Raw genomic sequence first — 19955 nt, forward strand, 5'->3', positions numbered from 1 at the left:
TTCTTTACGTTAGTGCGAACCCCTTTTTGGCGCTCAAATGTTATCGGAGTGGCAGTAATTCATTTTTAACTTGCAGGGTTAACGAATGAGCAATGACAAATTGGTTGTCTGCGGAATTGATATTGGATACAGCAATGTAAAAATTGCTGTAGGGGATTCAGCGGATGACAAACCCACAGTCAGTATTTATCCGGCCTACGCTACGAATGAGCCAGTAGATGATGTGCGGCTGGTAAAGCGTAGCTGCGAACATGAAGTGTTGGTGTACCCAGGAGGTAAAGAATGGCGGGCTTTTACCGAACGCCCCGATGCGCGTGAGCTGCATGACCGTTACCACATGACAGAAATGTACCTGGCACTATATCTGGCCTCACTGGATAAAATCACTGCTAAAGCAGGCAATGAAATCGACCTGGTAGTAACTGGTTTACCTGTCCGTCTTGCTAATGAAAGTGAACGCGCGAAACTGACTGCGAGGCTCACCGGTACGTTTACTATTGCGCCAGGAAAAACAGTGACTGTTAAAAAATGCCTCGTTCTTCAGCAGGGCGTTGGTGTCATCAATGACATCGTTAACAGACCGGGCCTTATCAGTCAGGAAGAATTAGAGAAGTCGACCATTCTCGTGGTTGACCCTGGCTTCTTCTCGATGGACTACATCGCCTTTAAGAGCGGAAGCAGGGTATCAGGCTCTTCAGGTTCATCATTAAAAGCAACCAGTGCAATTATCGAAAGCATTGTGAACCGCCTTAATGCCGATAACCCGGAAGAGCGAATTGATGATCTACCAGAAATTATTGAAATCGCTCTCCGTAACAATGAGCAGTCTTTCTTTAATGGGTTCCGCCACATTTCCCTACGTCCTCTGCTTGAAGAAGCTATTCCCTCCATCGCCAGTGATGTAGTCAAAGAGTTGCGAAAATCGACAAGGGTTCTCGGGCCAGTCCATATCATTGCAGCTGCCGGTGGTGGGACAAGGTTCTACGAACAGACCATACGAGAAGAATTCCCCCGAGCCAGGATCGTATCGAGCCCGTTGCCTGTTGCCAGTAATGCCATTGGTTTCTGGAACTATGGCGTTGACTTGATGCTTTACGGCGATGATTGAGCAAAGGGGGTTTCATGCAAGTTCGAGTGACGATTAATCCAATACTGTTTCCAGAGCTGATTAATTATCTGGAATCAAAACAGTCTGGCCAGCGCAGCAGTTCACTATTGGCGCTGGCAAACCGAGCATTGCTAGCAGGTGACAGTTTTATACCCGGTATCGTCCGTGAGACTTCAAAAAAACGTAAATCAGAACAGAAGAAATCAGTCCGTGGGCCGAATACAGAAAATGAGACTGGTCTGATGACTAGTCAGAGAGACGGCCACTTACCCAAAGTAAATGAGGACACTGAACCAAAATTTCGTCACGTGGTTAGCAACGATATAGTCAATACAGGCCCGCCATTTTGTGTGGGCAGTGATATTCAAGAGTTCGAAGTTAAAGATGACCAGTTATCGACGGCGAACCTTACCAGTAAGCCTGAGATTGCTGGAAAAATACCGGATCCCAATCCTGGAGATAAATCGGGCGTTGGGGAGACAGGCGACAATCAAGATAGCGGCGTTAATGAAAAGGTTACACCAAGGCGTGTTCGCATAAGTTGATGCCGTTGTAGGGTTTGTGGGGAGGGGAAATGCAGATAGCAACGAAGAGTTTGGTGCTCGCTTTACTATGTGCTGCTTACTGCACGAGTACGAACGCCAGGCTTGTAGATCTTCGTGGCACTTCTTGGGAAAAGCATTCCCAGAAAGAGTGTGGCCTCGATCCGTACCTTCTCTACGCGGTGGCACTCACCGAGAGTAAAAATAATGCAGGAACCAAGGGGTATGTTGTTCCCAGCCCCTGGGCATTGAACAACTATGTTTATGGGTCGTATTACCCGACAAGTTATGAAGATGCAAAGAGAGCGCTAGCCCGCTATCTCTCAGCCACTCCGGTAACAGATATTGGAATCGTTCAAATTAATTTTCGTTGGAACGGACAGTATGTTAACCATCCTGAAGAACTCCTGGATGTCGATACAAACATCCGAATCGGGGCAAAGACTTTGTGTGCAGCCATCAAAGCTAACCCTGGCGATATAGAACTGGCGATAGGTGGATACAACACTCAAAACCCTAAGTTGGAAGGCAAGGCTCGTGAATATGGTCAGCGCGTATTACGCGTATGGAAGAGGCTTATCGAAAATGATTAATCAAAATTTGTATTTTCTACAGACTGCCATCTCAATTATTACCCGTGCGCAATCGTTGTATAAAAGCCCTTTTGAGTTAGCAGAAGGAGACCGGGAATTTTTGATAGAGAAATCTAATCAGGCCAAGCTCGCTTTATCGATGGAGAAGTATGACTTGCCCATCTTTAATATCTGTCATGATCCCGAGCGCAAGATATCTACTGAGGTAGAAAAATTCGTTCGTCATGACTCATACATCCTACGGCTTGCCCTGCTGGTATTCAGTGTTCGTGTTTTCATTAATACGGGGACTGTTGCCCAAACGTTCTACTGGTTTGATAATGAAAAAACCGTACAGCTTGTCGAACGTATGGATGATGCACAAACAATCGATGCAATCATAACCGGCAAAATATATTTTAAACCTATTCGTCCATTTGCCGATTTAGTAGATTGTGACTTCAGTACAGTTATTGGAGCCCCCAACCCAACCTTAGAATTAACAGGTTACTTACAGTCGCGCTATTCTCATTGGAGTAATTGATTATGAAGGCTGCTCTTGTCCGGGATGAAGATAAATTTGCTTTAACACAGAAAATGGTAAAATTAGGATTTCGTAGAAAGATCATTGTGCATTCGCTTAATGCAAGTGACCGTGTTATTGATTTTTTGCGAAAAGAGTTCCATCTGAGTGATGTATCAATCGGACGACTTAAACATTCAGAGACGCTGCTCAATACGACACATAAAAAGGTTGAGGCAACCAATTTTATGAGCATCTATCTGCGTCGTTCGAAAGACCCAAACAACAGTGACAACATCGTTGATGTGGTGAGTGCGTTCGAAATCTACCGGGAACTAAACCTTAAATTCCGCCCGGAAGAAGCCTCGAAAATGATGATTGATGCCAACGAGGCCTGGACTCTTGCTCGTGATTTTCGAGCTGAAGAAATACGTATGGTAAGGTGTTACCGTTGTGATCTTTCATTTATTTCACCGCAGAGTTGTGACCGTCCACGGAAAAAACATATTTGTCCGTTCTGCTCTGATACAGAAGCTGAAAATGAAAGCTCGTAAGTGACTAAGTTAAATTTCATAAAAAAGCCCGTTTTAACGGGCTTTTTTATTGCCTGGATACTTCGTCACGTGAATGAGTCGGGTTAGTATTGAATAACAAACCTACTGGTGTCCCAAGGAAAATAAAATGAAGAAAATCTCTGGTCTTGCTTTGGTATCGCTGATGTTAGTTGGTTGCGCGGCTTCTCAACCACCAGCTATGCCGGTTGACAGCAATCCATCTGATGCTTTGAAATTTGCCCGAGCGATGGATTTACGTCAGATCACCGATGCTGGCGATCAATACCTTATCTATAACGGTTTCGCGTCCAATGGGCAGCTTGTCCCTCTCAAAACCCCGGTTAAGGCTGGTGAAAAAGGTGTAACCAACCTGGGAGGTAATGGAGTGGCCGATGTGGCTGCGGGCTTCGCGACACACACATCTTTCATCCCTGTGCTGTCTGTTTTAACGGCCCAACAGCCTACTGCTATTGTTGATGGCGTGGTGCGTGTCGCGTCATGGAACGGTAAATCTCAGGAAGATAATGAGCGTGAGGTCAATGCGATTTTCTGGAAAACACTAACCCGGATGGATGGATACAAAGTTGGTGGGATGTGTGAGGGGAAAGGCGGTGCTGTTGAAAATGCAGTTCGTCGGAAAGCGACGAACGGTGATTGGGTATCGTATGCTGATATAGCTCCAACGTTGCCGAAACCACCTATCAGCACCAGCGGTCAGGTGACATTCATTATCGGTAATGACTGCTTCAACCTCTATGCAACACGAGCCTCTAACGTAGGTCTGGTTAAAGAAATGAGTAAAGAACTGGGTGCTCAGCGGGCTCTGTTCTTACCAGGCTCTCCTGAACATGAACCAATGGTATTCAGTGACGGTAAGCAATACCTGTTCAGAAAGTAAAAAAAAAGCCCCGACATAAAGTCGGGGCTTCTTATCCTGCAAAGCTATTGAGTTTTCAAAACAGCCTCTGTGCTAGATTTCGCCGCATCAACATCGATACTGTCAACACCGCTCTGGAATCGCTCCAGGGAGTTCTGGCGAGATCCATCTATATTCAATACGTTTCCTTTACCGGTTATCTTATCCAGATTTATTTCCGACGCTTTAGGTAAAAGTTTCGCCTCGTAAAGTGAACCAATCCACTCTGACAAATCGAGTTTGTTAAAATCAATCCGTCCAAATTCTTCTAACGTCAGTGGTCGACAATCCGGGTTCTTTTTATCCCCCCAGCCGATACCTAACATTGGTCTCCCTTGTTCCTGAATGATGCGACCAATCTGAGAATCAAACGTGCAATAACTTGACCGTTTCTCGATACAGACACCCAGAAACTTTGTTTCACACCAGCTGGATATATGCACGGCCAATTTTGTTTCTTTCTTAACGGCAAGCTTAAATTCATCAGGAGTACAAGCCCAGATGATGTTGACCAGTATATTAGCAATCTGGTACGCCATGTAAGCATATCCAACCACGGATATTGCCGAAACAATAGTTGACGACAATTGAACAGATGTAGCCAGGCCAGACGATGTTACGGCTGCGCCACCGCCAGAGGCCGCACTTTCAAATATCAGATTCGTCGCAGCAGGGCCGAAGGTATCAAGAGTCCATTGAGCAACTTGTTTCGTCAGCGCTCCTATAGCCTGATTCATCAAACCGGACAAACCTGCTTCTGTAGCTTGCTGAGCCGCTTCAGTACCTGCCGACCCAACCAGACTGTTGAAAGCGGAAATAGCTGGTCGAGTTATTGTATCGATGGCATTAGTCATAAGTTCGGAACCCATGTCAAAAATACCTTTTCCCTGTTCGAACATACCGGCTTTTACAGAGACAGCATCAGCAATTTTTAGAGTGTAGTAGGACAACTGCAAATACTGAATCCAGCTGACATCTACGGGCTGATCACAACAATCCACCCATCCCCCCATCGCCGATTTACATTGTGCAGACTCACCTTTAAAAAGAGTGCAGGAACGGTTGGTTTCGTCAGTATCATCGCCACACTTCATTTCATTCAATGCGTAAGTTGCGGCCTGAAGAGTTGCAACTGCTTTGTTGAAATCGCCGCTTGGTTCAGCAGAAGGCTGTAGGCAAGACCCATTAAGGCATTGCACAGCGCCAGGACAAGTATAGGTATCGGTGGAGGAGGTATTGGGTACAACGACATCCGTTCCGCAATCCCATACCTCGGTTGCCTGCCAGCACCCATTTTTGTCACCCTCCGCACCTGTTATGCAAGTGGACTTAATGAATTTACATGCAGTGTTTGCATCGTACTGCTTGCAAGTATTGTTAACGCCACCGTCGGTTCCGCAGTTGGAAACTACCGTTGCAGACTTACAGAAAGGTGAGAGACCTCCGATCGGCGGCTTAGCAAGCTGGTTTTCGCAGATACGTGCGCCATTTATGGTTGCGCACCCATTTGCATCAGGAATGACTGTCTCGCGGCAGGTTACCGTGTAATTCTGGCAATACCCGGCGTTGATGGCCTTCAGCAACGTATCGAATTGTTCAGGTTTATCAACAGTCCAGGCGTTATCCGAGATAATTTTGTTTGGGTCAAAGTAAATATAAATGAGAGCATAACCTTCGCCGCTGCCAGTCACTGACACACGGTTTTTGAAATTAAGAACGCCATTTTGGGGGGTATTTCGGATTTGTGCTGTTACATCTACATTAATCGACTGATCCCAGCTTGTTTTTAATTCACAGGCTCCTGATGTCTCTGGCGGGAAGACGTTTAAACCTTTTGGCCCTGCCCAAACCAAACTACCCCTATCTGTACCACCGACATAAATCTGCATGTAATCATCCCATTTAGCCCTGATGATCTTGGCGCTGGTAACTGCCTGGGGATTGTAGACAGTGACGGCCATTGCCTGTTCAAATATTGTGCAGTTGCCGTCCCAGTAGTTATCACCGACAGTCCCGAGCCAGAGTTCGATGCAGTTAGTGCCGCAAGAACCGATGTTCGCCGCGCCACTATAATGCGAGAGCATACCGGCAACGTAAGGATGGTAGAGGGTGAATGTGCCGCTGACACTTGTGGTACGGGTACATTCGCGATAATCAGGGATATGGTTGACGGTGTCCTTATTCGTCATGGTCTTGGTCATAGAACAATCACCAAGATCTTGCATGTACTTATCCTGATTCTCCAGGAAGTCTTTATGGCCATCAAAGATGGAATCATCAGGTTTAATGTTTGCTGTAGTTTTCGTTGAGCCCACCAGCGTTCGGTAAGCTTCGCCGCGCAGTGAATTTTCGGTTTTCAGATTGGCGTTGGTTGTATTGCCCAGTTTTAGCGTGTTGCTGTCATCTCCGTAGGTTCCTTTCAGGCTATCCAGTGAAGTTGATGAACCTTGATTTGGATAAGCAGAGTTCAAATCAACGGCCTGGCCTTTTCCATACTGAACCGTACCATTTGACGTAGCTGAAACTTGCGGCAGTGTTTTATAGAAATTAGTGGCAGATGTAACGTTTTCCTGGGTCGTTGCTGAAAAGGCATACGGCACGTAGGATACAACACCAAGGTGACATAACATCGTTATTGTGCAGAGTGGTCTGTAAAACCATTTTTTGCGGAAAAGGTTTTTCATTCTATGATCACCTTTGTCGTGGTTACTGATTATGAAATCAGAGATCTCGGTAACTAAATTTCGTCAGCCAGCATTTCTATGCGAAGCTACTAAAATGAAGGATTAAGCAGGCAGCGTATTAAACAGACTGGTTTCAGACAATAAAGAAGGACGGCAAAACGAGGGTGTTTTCAGCGTCTTGAATATTACCGACTGGAGGTACTTATGGACATGTTTGGTATTACTGGCCTTATCCCATTATCGGGGCCAAGCGATTCAGATTATGGTGGTGGAAATGGTAAGAGGGGACGTGGAAAAAATGGCAGAACGTTCAAGAGCAAATGTGAGCGTATGTGGGAGTTTTATATTCTGCTCTATTCTTTACTGAGCCTTCCTGTCGTATACATGTTCGTGACCACATAAGAGCCCTGCAAGATTGCAGGGCTTTATTGCGAATCACTTACTCGATGAAATTATCATGTCGTCATTTCCACCACTATGACCTCCATTGTTCTCTTTATTACGTGGATGCACAGGTACATACTCCTGATGCGACTGGGTTGCACGTGCAGGTGGCGGATCACTGAACATTGTACCTCCGTTATTTGAATCACTATGACCACCAGCGCCTTGGGTATTAATGTTTGTTGTCTCAGACCCACCATAGTTTGAGTTCTGGTTTAAACCATTATGACCTTCAGCACCTTGGGCATTAACGGTCATTGTCTCAGCCTCGCCGTATCCCTGGTTGTGGGTTCCCATCGCGTAAGGGACGCCATCACCCACAGCAGAACCTCCATTTGATGCCTGATGCATCCCTCCAAGGTTGTTGGCCATGCCACCGGTGTTGTATTCGTGGGTTTGGCGATCGGTATTCAGTGCAGTAGTAGCCTGTTGAATAATGGAGCCATCATTGGCTGAACGGTCTAAACCGGCATTATCAATACGGGCTGCAATACCACGGGCAAGAGCAGTATTTCCGCCCATAACCGTTCCATTGTCATTTTCACCACCCGTCGCGAGTTGAATACGTGCCATCATGTCACTGCGGGCCTGGGAAAGTTGTTGCTCAGACGCTCCAGCTTTAGTCATGGCGTAGTAGTTCACAATAGAATCTCGCGCCGCTTCGCGGTTTGCATCTCCACCAAGCGGAATTTCCCCAGCGATGGTTCTGGCCTGATCATGTACCTGTTCATATACCGGGCTTTCTTTGAACGCATTACTGACATGAGAAACGAGTTTATTAAAATCGCCAGTAATACCGCCAAGATTATAGTGGTTGTTTTCGAAATCATTTGCGGCGGTGTTACCCGCTTTCGTCATGACTTCACCCTCATTTCCCTTGTGAATTTGCTCAACTGCACCGCTATTCTGTCCCCCGACAGTATTAACCTGGCCTTGCCCATAACCATCAGACGATGACGCATGTGCTTCACCAAGCGCTCCGTAAGATCGGCCTGTTACTGCATTAACGGAGTTGCCAACGTCCGCTGCACCAGCAACTGCGCGGCCACCAGCGCTTTCAGCTCCACCACTCACGCCACGGTATTGCTCAGATGCAGTTGTCGTCAGTACTGGGCTGGAATCAGCGTTAATGAACCCGGCTTTGGCAGCTACTGCACCGGCAACACCAAGTTCACTGGCTGCTTTGAATTGAGCAAAGGTATGCGCGTCTTCGTGAGTCATACCTAAAGAGGTCAGGCTCGCTGCATCACCGGCGATTTTGCTGGACAGTTCCGGGTGCGCCGCGAGGGTTTGAGTCAATGTTGCTTGTGCATCATGATTACGACCAATGGCTGTAGCAAGTTGCGCAGCATTCATTGTCTGGCCCATTGAGGTACTTGAAACGAAGGAGTTTGCTTCCTGGAAGTTCTTTTGTGCGGACTGCATTCTTTGATTTGCCTCAGCAAAAGAACGAGTCGATTGAGAACTCTCACCTTCTTGCGATAAGGACTGGTACATCGCACTTGCTGCGGTATTGACGATGCGTGACTGGGTCGCACTGTCTATTTTGTGCGACGAGGCGCTGTCTGTAGAACCGTACTTAGCACTGTTGTCATTACTCAGGCCACTGCTTTCTGCCTCTGAACGTGACATTCCACCTTTAACACCAACACCAGCACTTGAACTTCCCGCACCGCCACCGACACTCACATCACCTTTGGCGATAGAGACAAGCGCCTGCATATCAGAAATACCTTGTTCTTTAGCCACAGAACTGACAAGGGCACGATCTGAGCTGCTCAGGCTGGCAAATGCTGCATTGGAAGCGTCACTATAAACTTGCGAATGTCCACCAGAATTCATGTTACTGGCCACCTGGCTAATCATTGCTCCAGATTGGGCAGTCAAGGAACTGGATGCTGAATCTAGTTCTTGCTTAGCGCTGGACAGGTTGTGAGTAGCGACCTTTTTCATGTCAATGGCAGGGAGAGTGCCAGAAGACCCACCCATGATAGTTCCTTGTGTTGGGTTAAATTCAACATCGGAACCACGACTGTTTATCGCAGGAGCGTTGGTGACATCAGGTGCGAGAGTTTTAGTATCGGCAGCTGAAGGTGCTGCTGCTGAGCTTGCAAGAGAGTTAAAGGCAACAGAACTGCCCCAGACAATGAATCCACCCAGGGCCGGGATCATCGCGTATAAATTACCAGCAAGACCTATACTTTTTTGAGTCTCAAACAGGAGCTGATAAAGCTGAGCAAAGCTAAGTCCGCCAGAACCCGAACTGACAAGAATTTGGCTTGACGTATCACGGATACTGTTTAACACATACATGTTGACGACCGCTGCGAGGGGAAGCCAAGTCCATGTCCAGATGATAACGAGGAAGTACTTCATCACCAGTCGCAAACCCATAATACCCAGACCGAAAAGGAAGGCCATAAATGGTGCGAGTGCGTATATTATTCCCTGGAAAATCGGCATAAATGAACCCATCCAGCTCAAGAATGATGAACCAGAAGAAGACCATTGGAATGCCTGTTGAGTCATGGTTTGGGCGCGAGTTACAGCAGCAGTACCACGAAATGAGCTTTCGAGTCCGTACATTGGCAGTTCCCTGAAATGAGGGTACATGACCAACATCAATTGGAAATCACGAATATCAGTGCCACTTATGTTGAAGAAATTCAGTACTTCCTGGGCTTTTCCTGAACCTGAGCATGGCGCACCACCGCAAGTGCGCCCGGATGCGGTATAAGAGCTGGCAAAAGCTGAGTCCAGGCTAGAAGCGTTCTGGGTAGCGAGTCCTTTAAGTTTCGTGTACGCGTCAGAACAGGTATAAAGTGAGCCCCCATTTGAAGATTCTTCAGTACTGGTAGACCAGCCGCTACGTACATTGTCGTAAATAACAACCCGCTGGAAGGAATCGTTCGAGGCTAGCCCTGATACACCTTGATTAGAGCGATACATTGAAGCAAAGGTTTTAGACCCACGAATAATATCGTTGCCTACGCAGTTCTTCACATAGTTTGAAACGCTTGCGTCCAGATCACCGTAAGCACCAGTTTGACCCGTCCAGCGCATTGGCGTTTTCAATGTGTCGTATAAAGTGGCCAGAGTGAAAAGGGGATCCAGAGACCCATACTCAGTCATGCTTGGGACAGAAAATGCCTGCTCCATCTTCTCGGTAGTTGCATACCCAACAGTAGACAGTACAGATGCGGCAACGGCTAATCCCGCTGGTACATTATCAACAGCACGAAACTTACCCGTTGTAACATCTTCAATGTTGGTGCGCATCGATACACTGAAAAACAGGTAATACATCACGACGGCCACACACATATGAGAAAGGGATAATGATTTCCCGGCTGATATAGCAGCAGCAAGCACGACACAAATTACACCAATGAGTGCTGAAATCCTAAACAAGGATCCGTAAGTGCCATCATTCAATAACATGGCAACGGAATTGAATATATTATAAATAAATTCAATGTTGCCAACAGTATATACGTTCCATTCACTCATATTAAGTTACCTTGTTAGAGCGAGCCATCAAGAGAACCTTCAGATTCATAATGAACCTGCGGAAGCGTTGTCATATAGTTGCTGAATGATTCAGGTATACGGGCCTCGCCACCATAACGGGATATCATGGCGTTATAGGAGACATACAGATTTTGCCTTGCCTTTTCGATTAGCTCTCCAGCATCCTTATAATAAACTGACGCCGATTTATCATTTTCCTGCTGGAGCCGTGCGCCGGTCGCAGCAGCCGTAAGCATTTCGCTGAGGTAGTTATAAGCAGCTGAATAGGCTATGACAGGAGATAGTTCACGTATATAGGAATAAGATGCGGCTAAATCATGACGTGCAATTTGAGTCGCTTTACTGGTAGCACCAGCTACGTTGTAGTAGTTTGCTTGCCGTAATTTAGCATCCCCAGGGTTTGAACCAGTTCTGGCCGAGCTCAAATATCCGTTATCGATAAAGAAGAGTGTGATATTGGCAGCGAGACCTTTAATTATTTTGGTCTGTTTTTTGGGATTCTCACAAGTACTAGTCTGACCTGAACAAGACCAGAAATCGAAACTATCATCACCATTTATAAAAGAATCCAGGACATTTGAAGTTGCGAGTGGAGCAATCCTAACCACACTCTTTTTAGCTGACCCATCTTTATCTGTACCCAACTGGCTACCGACGATGATGGTGCCGGTCATAGACATAATAAGTTCTTTTTGCTCATCTTCGGAGCCGATGAATTGATTACTAAAGCTACCATTCTGGAGCAAACACCACACAATGTTACCGTAATCGTCACATGCCTTTCTTTTCCCTGCCTCTTGTTTTTGTACGTCGGGTGCTTTACCACCACCCATATTGCCCCACATGGCTTTAAATTGGTCTGAGAGGCCATCAGAGGACAGCTGAGAAGATACAGCAGCCTTTGCACTGTCACCAAATGCAGAGGCAGTGTCGACTAACAACCCCTTCGCTAACTGACACGAATTTGCGGTCAGATCGTTCATCTGCTGGATGATTGCCTGCATTTTCGAAATAGCATTATCCAGAACGGCATCCATAGCGTTCAGGGCCAACTGGAAAGCTAGACCGGCAGCATTAGAAGCAATATTACGTAGCATCTGGACGAACTGATCAGCGTTGATGAACGAGAATGACCCGCCGAAAAGGTCTATCCCTCCACATCCTCCCGACGCAGAAGGGAGACTAATACTAATAGGTGTCAATGTACGGAGCTTATTACGTAGAACAAATCCGCCACCGGTATATCCATCACGTGTAACGCTCTGATAATCACCGGGAGCTGTAACATTCGACATAGAGCCGAACATACTGTCTAGCTGAGTACTAATGCTGGTGGCCTCGCATTGAAAAGCTGTCAACCCGGAGAGGCAGATAGAAATTGCAAGAATGTTTCTACGGAATACATTCTTTATATTATAGTTGCGCGAAATCTTCATTTTTCCCCCGGGTTATTAGCATTTGGGTTAGGTGTCGAACCGTAGCCAGCTTTAGCTTGTATATATTTGATAAACTCATCAGGTTGTTGAGTTAGGTCTTTAGGCATGTCATTCAGAATGTTTGAGTCGATATAGCCGGTATCGTTATATGGCAAGGTGCTCTTATATTGCTGGTCAGAAATGATCCCTGCATCGTGGGCAATAAGGACTGTTCTTGAAATTAACTGGTCTGCACTGATAGGCCCAAATGAGACAATGCGTGTTGTAGATGGCGGGATTGCCAGAGCTATCGCAGGTGCGTTTGATATTTGGAGCTTTGATGCCTGGCCAGAATCAGGCCTCCAGTCCGGGTAAATATTCCCTGGAAGAGGTTTACCATCAAGTGAAATTGGGATGACCTTCATGTCTGTCATGAAACTAAACGTATTCATAACAGAAGCTTGCTTTACGCATATGGAGCAGTTTTCCCCACGGAAGAAGAAAAACAATCCTGCTTTTGTCGCTACGTCTTTTATGACCGTTCTCGAATTGTTTTCAGCTTCATTCGATTGATCCATTGCCCCAAATGTTGAGGTTGAGCGGCGGCTATTCTCATCTATGAGGGGGTCGGTAGAAGTAACCAACCTAGCCATATCAGTAAAGCGGCTGGCTTTATCCAGCATAATGCGTTGGGCCAGAAAATATGCCCTAACGTTTTCTTGGGTAGGATTGTCGATGGCCTGGTTGCGTAGTTTCTGAATGTTTTCATTAAACCAGGCTACGGTGAACGGAGCCGGGCCGGGCTTTTCAGTTGCGGCAGGTTCTGGAGTCGACTCCATAGGTGTTTGAGCAACCTGTTTAGGCGTTTCTTGAGGCGGTAAAGTCGGCGGAGGAGGTAACTTCACTGGCTTTTTCTTCACTGGCTCAGGTGGCGATTTACGCCAGAACCAACCTTCCTCTTTTCCATTCAGAAATGCCTGACCACCAGCGAGGTCGTCACTGGTGGTCTGAGGGGATTGAGACGTTGGGGTGTTACCCTCATCCGCAAGAACTGAGGTAGAAAAAGCAAATCCCACTAGCAGGGGAATAATGATTTTAGTTAAAAATTGATATTTCATCGGAATTACCCTCGGAAATTATTCTTGCGATAGACTCCGTCCAGAAAAAGCTATTTTTTCCACTAAAGACCCTTGCACTTTCAAGTTGGCGAGTTAATGCATAATGCCTATATCTGACCTGTCCTATACGTTTGGCTACACTATCCGACTTAACACCAATTTCGGAGCAAGCCTCATCGAGAGTCATGCGTGTTCCATATTTACGCAACAGCTCATCAGTAACTATGTTCTTAGGGTCGTCGTTAACTAATACCGCAGGGATTTTGTGTGCTGGCATAAGCATTGCCCTGTTATGAGAACATTTAAGTGTCTTCATAAAACTCCCTTATCAGAAATACGGACGGCATTACGATTAGTTTGCCATATGGGTTAAAATAACAAGTTCAAAAATGGCAACGTTTTGACTGTAAAAATCAAAAGTAATTTTCATGTGCATCCGTTTTGTTTACATGATTTGAAATCAGCAAATACAAAAAAACCCAGTCCGAAGACTGGGTTTTTCTGTGTTAGCTAATTAAAAGAATTAGATGCTTTAAAGACCAAAGTTATCTTTAAAATGGCCTTGGTTCTTCCAGGATGAATTCTCCATCACACAGCATTCAAATACTGTATTCAGGCCGTCATCTGGAAATTTAAGGGCATCGTTGCCTATACGAATGATGTTACCGATGAGTTCACGGGCTAACTGAGAATTACGCAAGAAACGCGTAAAGAACTCATTGCTGATATGTTTGCCCAGGTTATAAGCAAATTCAAGCAACGTTGCATCGTTAGCAGTCAGCACCGCACCAGATTCAGATGCGTAATAAAAAACATTCTCTTGGCAACCGAGGTTTTTCATTGCGCGGAGAAACAACATTTCTCCTTCCATATCCATAAGGCGAAAAATTATATCAATATCAGATTCATCGTTTACGACAGCACCGACAGCATCATAAAGTACGGCAGCGGGAGCTTGTTCAAACTCATCACGTTCGTAATTCATCAACATACGGTTTTGTGCGTTATTAAAGCTATCAATATGATCTGATTTAGCAGTAGTTGAAGTATACATGAGTGACTCCTTAGAAATTTTCTACCAGACAGTTTGTTCTTTCATGAAGTCAGCCTCATTCGCTATAAAGCGTTTTGCTTCATTCATCGCCGCATCGAAATGTTTATTACCCAACTTACGTCCTAGATCAGTTATCTGTTCAACAAGAAGAGCACATTCAGGGTGAGTAAATCGTCCACCACCTTGGCAGTAAGTTAAACGAGTAACCAGCATTAATGCCTTCGACTCATTTTGTGTTACATGAAAGATGGTTTTCTGAGTTCCTATCCCTCGTTCGTTCAGAATATTAATGGTATCCATATCGGCGAGTAGTAACCTTAAGTCCTGCAAATCTCTATCGATTGAATGAGGTCGCAATGACATATCGCCAGACACAAAACCATAGATATCCTCGGTTTCAGAATGAAACATATATACCTCGATAAATTAAATGAATTAGAAGATACCCGGCTTACACCGCAATAGAGCATTAAATATCTGCTCACGAGCCTCAGAAGGATTTACTTGTTTTGCAATTCCTTCAATCCACTCATCAACCGGCAATCGGGTAAAATGATGGTCTGTATTGCGAATCCTGATTGCAATGACAGCCCAGTGAGCGAGAGCATACTGAATATAATGCTTATCGCCTTGTGCAACTTCACCGCGTATTCTGGCGGTGCGGTTGTTATACTCTATCAACGCGCAGCCACTCATACAGACTCCAGTTATTAATCTATATAGTTAAAAGACAATTCCATCATCAATCGCCGTCAGGCTTTCGATCTTTGAAATGTCGATGAAGTTAAATCGTCGTACATTGTTTGCAGTAATAATCCGACCGTCATTAAGCTGAATGATCTCACTTTCTTTATCAGAACGTGATGGCCATGAAGCGATAACAGAGTCTTCAGTAATTACATAATGCCGACTATTTGATATAAACAAAATGCATGGGATATCCATTAAATGAGACTCCAGACATTCAGTCTTTAAAGATTAAAATTCTGTAGTACCAATCCATACATCATTAATATATGCATCGGCCCCAAACTCAACACCACAAGGCTGTACTTTATCCAGGGTTTCGAACGTCCATCCTTCTTCAGGAGGCCATTGGAAAAGCAATGGCGCTCCATCCAAATATTTTATGGCGAGAACCCCATGACGAAGAGGTGCGAGGATATCTGTTTCACCGGGTCTCACTTTAACCCAATAATGAATCATGATGTCACCTTTATTGATTTACCCGAGGAATGAATTGGGTTTGGGTGGTTATATCAGACATGAGTTCATAAATCTTGTATGGCCACCAATTTGAATCCATATCACGGAAGAAATGAACCTCAGTGATATCGGGACACATCGGATGCCATAGGTTAAAAACCATAAGTTCAGATGCCTCAACCTCAATGAACTGATTGATTGAGGTTTTCCTGAACTCATTCGTGGAAATAAACCCTATTAGATCCTCCAATTGATTAAGCAATAAACCCGCTTGTAGCAGTTCAGAGGAACTATCGAAGTCATGTTTTAAAATATTCATGTTAGTCTCCAGCGTGGCACGAAAAAAACGCTGACCGAAGTCAGCGTTTGTATTATTACAGAGGTTTATTCTTAAGCGGCTTCGCAGCCTCTTTAGGATAAGTGTGATAAAACGCTTTTCTGTATTTTTCGTATCCAATACGTTGGGATGCAACATGTTCCATATTAGTGGGAGCAGTAAAGTGATGACACGCAATCAGTCTTGCTTGTTTTGCCAATTCACTTGACCACTCGTGCAGGATTTCCATCCGGGTTTCGAATGGATCAAGACCCGCTATTTTGCAGCAACTCGTAAATGAACATAAGTCTTCCTGATTTTCTTCCGAACAAATCCAGAGGATTTCATCCACACGCTGCTCACCAGTACTACGGTATGCAGTCATGATATATATACTATCCCGAATTATTTCGTAAGCCATCTTTGATGAAAAACGAAGTTCATAATTATGTTCTGAATCGGCTGATATCAGATCATATTCACTTTCAGTGGCATCGAAAATACTCATGAATGAGAGTTGATTTTCGTGAACCACTTTAGATTTTGCGGTTGCAGACATAATGATCACCTTTAAAATAAATTAAATTAATTTAGAAAGCTAAAACGGAAATTAAAATACAGATTAAGACATGAGAGCTTTACGGGTTACTTCAAAGAGTTTGCTACGTAAGGCAGAAACAGAACCGACAGAAACACCGGTATCACCAAAAAGACTTTTCATCATGCGGTCACTGGCATCACCGAAACCGATGCCAATAACGATGATGTCATCATCTTTAGCGCTTTGTATCATCGCTCGCGCAGAAGCCATATCATCAGGCTGGCCATCAGTTGCTATAACCAATACATGGCGATCCGCTTTAGCTGACGTCAGGTCTGCAAGTGCAGGCCATAACGATTCGCAAAGAGGAGTACAGCCTTGCGTACCAATACCAAACTGATGAGTTCCTATAGCTGTCCGTAAAGTTTGCTCCCGTCCTTTTAACAGACCTACGCTATTATGTGCGGCGTGTGGGAAATGGTATGCCGAGGTAGTTACCCCCTGAATACCATCGAGCGCATACAACATTGATACAACAGCGGCTTCAGCCTCTTTAACCGACCGGCTCATTGACCCGCTAGAGTCCAGCAGGATAGTAAAAGCAGAACTGACATCTACTGCCTTGGACTTATGTTTAAAAAGACGCGTATTGCCCAGCATGGCACTGGTAACCAGTCGAGAATCAAGCTTACGACCAGTTTCACGATGTGTTCTTCTCACCGCTCTTACACCCTGTAACAACCCATGAAGTGATTGGCGTAACCCGGTAGCCATCTGCACCCCTAAACTTACGGATGCATTACCGGTATCGTGCCGCTTCGCAGGTGCTACTGAATATGGAGTAGGTGAAACGATACGTTGATGCGGGGGTACTTTGTCTTTGATTAACTGATTGAGCTTATCTGAAGTGTTCTGTCCAGTACGGCCAAGGTCATTCGATGTGGTTCCTTCGAAAGGGTCTTTACCGCCCTGGGACATGTTAACGACAGAAGCTTCACCCGAAGCATTTGAGCCCGGTTGGGAAGCTCCGGCTTTGTTGTCACCAGAGTCGGAAGCAGGAGTATTACGATTAGCTGACGTTGACGATGAGTTATCGTTTTCATCATCGCTATCGTTTTGCCCATGTTCTTTATCTGGTGCGCCACCGGTATTACCATCAGGATCTGAAGAAGGCCCATTCTGACCGGCTGACGATGACGGCGAGCCGCCATTACCGCCTGAACTTACAGTCTGGCCATCCCCATTTTTGTCAGAACTGTCGGATGACTGGCCCGGCTCTGACGAACTGTCATCGCCTTTGCTGTCACCATAATCAGCGCCCTGATTATCATCCTGCGGAGGTTCTTCTTGCTCATTAGTTTCGTTAAATGCATCTACTGCGAGGTCATATAACCGACATGCAACTTCAAACACCTTTTTAATCGAGGTTGCTTGTACTGCTTCAGCCATAACCGTCATAGCTTTGTCGTACAGCTCCAGCCCGAAGATGCGTTCAAAGTCTTCACGCACTTGCTTTGTTGGGATAGTTAAACCGTTGAAGCGGTTCAAACCACAAGTAAGCAGGGTATCCAGAAATACCGATGAAGCTTTATCACAGGATTCCGCTTCTTCACTGAACAAAAAATGATTCAGTGAATTGAGATACTTCAATGTACCTGGATAGCGACAACTCATCGCACGTTCAATGCGCAAATCTTCGCAAAGATTGACCAGGTGTCTAAGTACCTCAACGTTGTATTTATCCGACTCCATATGCTCTTGAATGAATATCTTAAGATCACCAAAATCAGTGAAACGGATATGTGCTGCTTCATGTACGGCATACCCTAATAACGGATTTGCCAACATTTCAGCGTCCTTGAAGAATGGAAGGTTAATAAGAAAACCAGCACCAGTCTCCGTAGCATATGCTTCATTGCCGCCAACAGAAACATTAAGACCAATCTGAGAGCTTAATGCACGTGCGACAATAGGAAGGGAATTATAAATACCCATATATACCTCACAATAAATTTAAATAGATTAATTAGAAAAAAGGCCCGGAGTGGGCCTTTTATTTTTAAAACACCATTATTGTTTCGTCATCATCGAGTGAAGACGAAATTACAATTTCAGGCTCTTTTCCATCAATGACTTTTTCAGAATCCAAACCCGAAATAAGAGCTGAGTCTGGCAGAGAGCGGGGTACAATCGAATCACCGCCCAAAAATGAATCATCATCGACCATAACCGCACTAAACGCCGGTATTACAGCGTCATTAACAATTCCATGCTCCTGGGTATCGGACAAGTCGTTAACGTCAGTATCAGCCGACGTATTAACCGGTTCGATTGCCAAAGACGTATCAGCTGAACCATTGATTTCTACCAGAACAGATGGGGCTTCAGCGAGTGAATCAACGCTTTGCAATCCGATCGGATCTTCTACTACCACAGCAGATGCAAACGCATCTGTATGCGGAGGAGGAAGCGTTTCTACCTGAACCTGAGTTGCCGAAATGGCCGCTAAAGTCATGGCATCATCATCTCCAATAAGGTTCATTGAAAGTGATGGGTCAATCGCATCGTTACCATCTGTAGTACTGGCTGATGACAGCAGTTCTACAAACTGTTTTGCATGAATTGGGTCGCGTAGGTTATTGAGGAGAGAGAGAATGTCGTTATAAGGTTTGCCCGTCACTTTGCCGGTTAGCGGAATGTCTTTCATTACCTGATTAACATAGTCGCTAAGAGACTGGACGCTTGGTGCGATGAAAGCTAGGGAAGCGAGTTTATCGCCGCAGCGGCGTAAAGGATTTAGTGTGTGCTGAGAAAACGCATCGGGGTTCCTGTTTTTAAGGAAACCTTCAACAACATCAGCCACATCCTCATAAACTTCATCCGCTAAACTTTTAACTTGCCCAGTTAAACCATCCTGAATGACACTGTTACCATAAGGTGTGATATGAATCGCAGTAAAGCCAAATTGTATCTGGCTATCCATATAAGACAAATCGATCGCAGCATCACGCAAAAGTATAGAGCGATACTTTTCTTCAAAAGAATTAATCCAGCTATTAAAATCAGCTTTCATAAATTCCTTTTTGTAATCGTAAAACTCGCCCTTAAGTACATTCAGTTTACCAATTAAATCATTAACCTTGTCGGCTGGAATTGCATAGCCTCCCATAAATTTAATACCCGCTTCAAGACATAAAGCGTGAGCTGAATTCTTCTTGCGGGTAAATGGATTGATGAGTTGTGGGTCAATGATTTTCTTGCTACCTAATGAAACAAGTACATCAGGTGGCAAATCAGCACTGTTACCAAGATCTTCTCTTTTCAGCTTACGACGACCACTAATACTGGTGATATCAGAAAGAGAAACGAGAATAAGTTGTTCCAGAACCTGAGTGGCATTGGATTTGATAGTCATGACATACCTCATTAAT

19 protein-coding genes are annotated in these 19955 nt (G+C 45.1%); 6 read left to right on the top strand and 13 right to left on the bottom strand.

Going from position 1 to position 19955, the window contains the following annotated elements; translation table 11 throughout:
• The first annotated feature begins 85 nt into the window (after positions 1 to 85).
• The 6 genes from QMN93_RS18430 to QMN93_RS18455 all read left to right on the top strand — a co-directional run bounded on the left by QMN93_RS18430 (position 86) and on the right by QMN93_RS18455 (position 4197).
• Positions 86 to 1108 (top strand): ParM/StbA family protein, encoded by a 1023-nt coding sequence (locus QMN93_RS18430; RefSeq protein ID WP_007372253.1) that lies wholly within the window; start codon positions 86 to 88, stop codon positions 1106 to 1108.
• 14 nt (positions 1109 to 1122) lie between these two features.
• A complete protein-coding gene (locus QMN93_RS18435; RefSeq protein WP_016241570.1) occupies positions 1123 to 1653 on the top strand; it encodes a hypothetical protein in 531 nt (176 codons plus the stop codon).
• Between the two features lie 29 nt (positions 1654 to 1682).
• Complete coding sequence (locus QMN93_RS18440) at positions 1683 to 2243, top strand: transglycosylase SLT domain-containing protein (protein ID WP_016241571.1); 561 nt, start codon at positions 1683 to 1685, stop codon at positions 2241 to 2243.
• Entirely contained in the window at positions 2236 to 2766 is a 531-nt protein-coding gene (locus QMN93_RS18445) for a hypothetical protein (protein ID WP_016241572.1), read from the top strand. Before QMN93_RS18440 ends, QMN93_RS18445 begins: the two co-directional genes overlap by 8 nt.
• Positions 2767 to 2768: 2 nt before the next feature.
• Positions 2769 to 3299, top strand: a complete 531-nt coding sequence (locus QMN93_RS18450) for a FlhC family transcriptional regulator (protein WP_007372252.1) — start codon at positions 2769 to 2771, stop codon at positions 3297 to 3299.
• A gap of 127 nt (positions 3300 to 3426) precedes the next feature.
• Positions 3427 to 4197 carry a hypothetical protein gene (locus QMN93_RS18455; RefSeq protein ID WP_007372251.1) on the top strand — a complete coding sequence of 257 codons (771 nt, stop codon included), beginning with the start codon at positions 3427 to 3429 and terminating at the stop codon, positions 4195 to 4197.
• A 44-nt stretch (positions 4198 to 4241) separates the two neighbouring features.
• Here the strand turns inward: QMN93_RS18455 and traN are convergent, their stop codons facing one another.
• The 13 genes from traN to QMN93_RS18520 form a co-directional block, all read right to left on the bottom strand.
• Positions 4242 to 6899: a conjugal transfer mating pair stabilization protein TraN gene (traN, locus tag QMN93_RS18460; protein ID WP_007372250.1), complete on the bottom strand. Its 2658-nt coding sequence runs from the start codon at positions 6897 to 6899 to the stop codon at positions 4242 to 4244.
• 435 nt (positions 6900 to 7334) lie between these two features.
• Positions 7335 to 10853: a conjugal transfer protein TraG N-terminal domain-containing protein gene (locus QMN93_RS18465; protein ID WP_007372249.1), complete on the bottom strand. Its 3519-nt coding sequence runs from the start codon at positions 10851 to 10853 to the stop codon at positions 7335 to 7337.
• Between the two features lie 14 nt (positions 10854 to 10867).
• Positions 10868 to 12310, bottom strand: a complete 1443-nt coding sequence (locus tag QMN93_RS18470) for a conjugal transfer protein TraH (RefSeq protein WP_009653894.1) — start codon at positions 12308 to 12310, stop codon at positions 10868 to 10870.
• Positions 12307 to 13407, bottom strand: coding sequence for a conjugal transfer protein TraF (gene traF / locus QMN93_RS18475; RefSeq protein WP_007372246.1), 1101 nt, complete (start codon positions 13405 to 13407; stop codon positions 12307 to 12309). The genes QMN93_RS18470 and traF overlap by 4 nt, the downstream gene beginning before the upstream one ends.
• Complete coding sequence (locus tag QMN93_RS18480; protein WP_024196083.1) at positions 13385 to 13723, bottom strand: hypothetical protein; 339 nt, start codon at positions 13721 to 13723, stop codon at positions 13385 to 13387. Before QMN93_RS18480 ends, traF begins: the two co-directional genes overlap by 23 nt.
• Positions 13724 to 13939: 216 nt before the next feature.
• Positions 13940 to 14461 carry a hypothetical protein gene (locus tag QMN93_RS18485; protein ID WP_007372245.1) on the bottom strand — a complete coding sequence of 174 codons (522 nt, stop codon included), beginning with the start codon at positions 14459 to 14461 and terminating at the stop codon, positions 13940 to 13942.
• A gap of 21 nt (positions 14462 to 14482) precedes the next feature.
• The gene (locus QMN93_RS18490; protein ID WP_016241575.1) at positions 14483 to 14872 is read right to left on the bottom strand and encodes a hypothetical protein; all 390 of its coding nucleotides are present in this window, start codon (positions 14870 to 14872) and stop codon (positions 14483 to 14485) included.
• A gap of 24 nt (positions 14873 to 14896) precedes the next feature.
• Entirely contained in the window at positions 14897 to 15157 is a 261-nt protein-coding gene (locus QMN93_RS18495; protein WP_016241576.1) for a hypothetical protein, read from the bottom strand.
• A gap of 282 nt (positions 15158 to 15439) precedes the next feature.
• Complete coding sequence (locus QMN93_RS18500) at positions 15440 to 15667, bottom strand: hypothetical protein (protein WP_016241577.1); 228 nt, start codon at positions 15665 to 15667, stop codon at positions 15440 to 15442.
• Between the two features lie 10 nt (positions 15668 to 15677).
• Complete coding sequence (locus tag QMN93_RS18505) at positions 15678 to 15986, bottom strand: hypothetical protein (protein ID WP_016241578.1); 309 nt, start codon at positions 15984 to 15986, stop codon at positions 15678 to 15680.
• Between the two features lie 55 nt (positions 15987 to 16041).
• Positions 16042 to 16542 (bottom strand): hypothetical protein, encoded by a 501-nt coding sequence (locus QMN93_RS18510; RefSeq protein ID WP_016241579.1) that lies wholly within the window; start codon positions 16540 to 16542, stop codon positions 16042 to 16044.
• Positions 16543 to 16605: 63 nt separating this feature from the next.
• The gene (locus tag QMN93_RS18515) at positions 16606 to 18519 is read right to left on the bottom strand and encodes a VWA domain-containing protein (RefSeq protein ID WP_007372243.1); all 1914 of its coding nucleotides are present in this window, start codon (positions 18517 to 18519) and stop codon (positions 16606 to 16608) included.
• 64 nt (positions 18520 to 18583) lie between these two features.
• Entirely contained in the window at positions 18584 to 19939 is a 1356-nt protein-coding gene (locus QMN93_RS18520; protein WP_009653892.1) for a DUF3150 domain-containing protein, read from the bottom strand.
• Positions 19940 to 19955 lie beyond the last annotated feature (16 nt).

This window comes from Enterobacter sp. R-1.6.2, assembly GCF_035064085.1.
Classification (GTDB): domain Bacteria; phylum Pseudomonadota; class Gammaproteobacteria; order Enterobacterales; family Enterobacteriaceae; genus Enterobacter; species Enterobacter asburiae_B.

Coding starts and splice junctions, on each gene's coding strand:
- QMN93_RS18495 (WP_016241576.1), bottom strand. CDS start 15,157: ATGAGTGGCTGCGCGTTGATAGAGTATAACAACCGCACCGCCAGAATA.
- QMN93_RS18465 (WP_007372249.1), bottom strand. CDS start 10,853: ATGAGTGAATGGAACGTATATACTGTTGGCAACATTGAATTTATTTAT.
- QMN93_RS18490 (WP_016241575.1), bottom strand. CDS start 14,872: ATGTTTCATTCTGAAACCGAGGATATCTATGGTTTTGTGTCTGGCGAT.
- QMN93_RS18445 (WP_016241572.1), top strand. CDS start 2,236: ATGATTAATCAAAATTTGTATTTTCTACAGACTGCCATCTCAATTATT.
- QMN93_RS18485 (WP_007372245.1), bottom strand. CDS start 14,461: ATGTATACTTCAACTACTGCTAAATCAGATCATATTGATAGCTTTAAT.
- traN (WP_007372250.1), bottom strand. CDS start 6,899: ATGAAAAACCTTTTCCGCAAAAAATGGTTTTACAGACCACTCTGCACA.
- QMN93_RS18470 (WP_009653894.1), bottom strand. CDS start 12,310: ATGAAGATTTCGCGCAACTATAATATAAAGAATGTATTCCGTAGAAAC.
- QMN93_RS18480 (WP_024196083.1), bottom strand. CDS start 13,723: ATGAAGACACTTAAATGTTCTCATAACAGGGCAATGCTTATGCCAGCA.
- QMN93_RS18510 (WP_016241579.1), bottom strand. CDS start 16,542: ATGTCTGCAACCGCAAAATCTAAAGTGGTTCACGAAAATCAACTCTCA.
- QMN93_RS18515 (WP_007372243.1), bottom strand. CDS start 18,519: ATGGGTATTTATAATTCCCTTCCTATTGTCGCACGTGCATTAAGCTCT.
- QMN93_RS18520 (WP_009653892.1), bottom strand. CDS start 19,939: ATGACTATCAAATCCAATGCCACTCAGGTTCTGGAACAACTTATTCTC.
- QMN93_RS18500 (WP_016241577.1), bottom strand. CDS start 15,667: ATGATTCATTATTGGGTTAAAGTGAGACCCGGTGAAACAGATATCCTC.
- QMN93_RS18440 (WP_016241571.1), top strand. CDS start 1,683: ATGCAGATAGCAACGAAGAGTTTGGTGCTCGCTTTACTATGTGCTGCT.
- traF (WP_007372246.1), bottom strand. CDS start 13,407: ATGAAATATCAATTTTTAACTAAAATCATTATTCCCCTGCTAGTGGGA.
- QMN93_RS18505 (WP_016241578.1), bottom strand. CDS start 15,986: ATGAATATTTTAAAACATGACTTCGATAGTTCCTCTGAACTGCTACAA.
- QMN93_RS18430 (WP_007372253.1), top strand. CDS start 86: ATGAGCAATGACAAATTGGTTGTCTGCGGAATTGATATTGGATACAGC.
- QMN93_RS18435 (WP_016241570.1), top strand. CDS start 1,123: ATGCAAGTTCGAGTGACGATTAATCCAATACTGTTTCCAGAGCTGATT.
- QMN93_RS18455 (WP_007372251.1), top strand. CDS start 3,427: ATGAAGAAAATCTCTGGTCTTGCTTTGGTATCGCTGATGTTAGTTGGT.
- QMN93_RS18450 (WP_007372252.1), top strand. CDS start 2,769: ATGAAGGCTGCTCTTGTCCGGGATGAAGATAAATTTGCTTTAACACAG.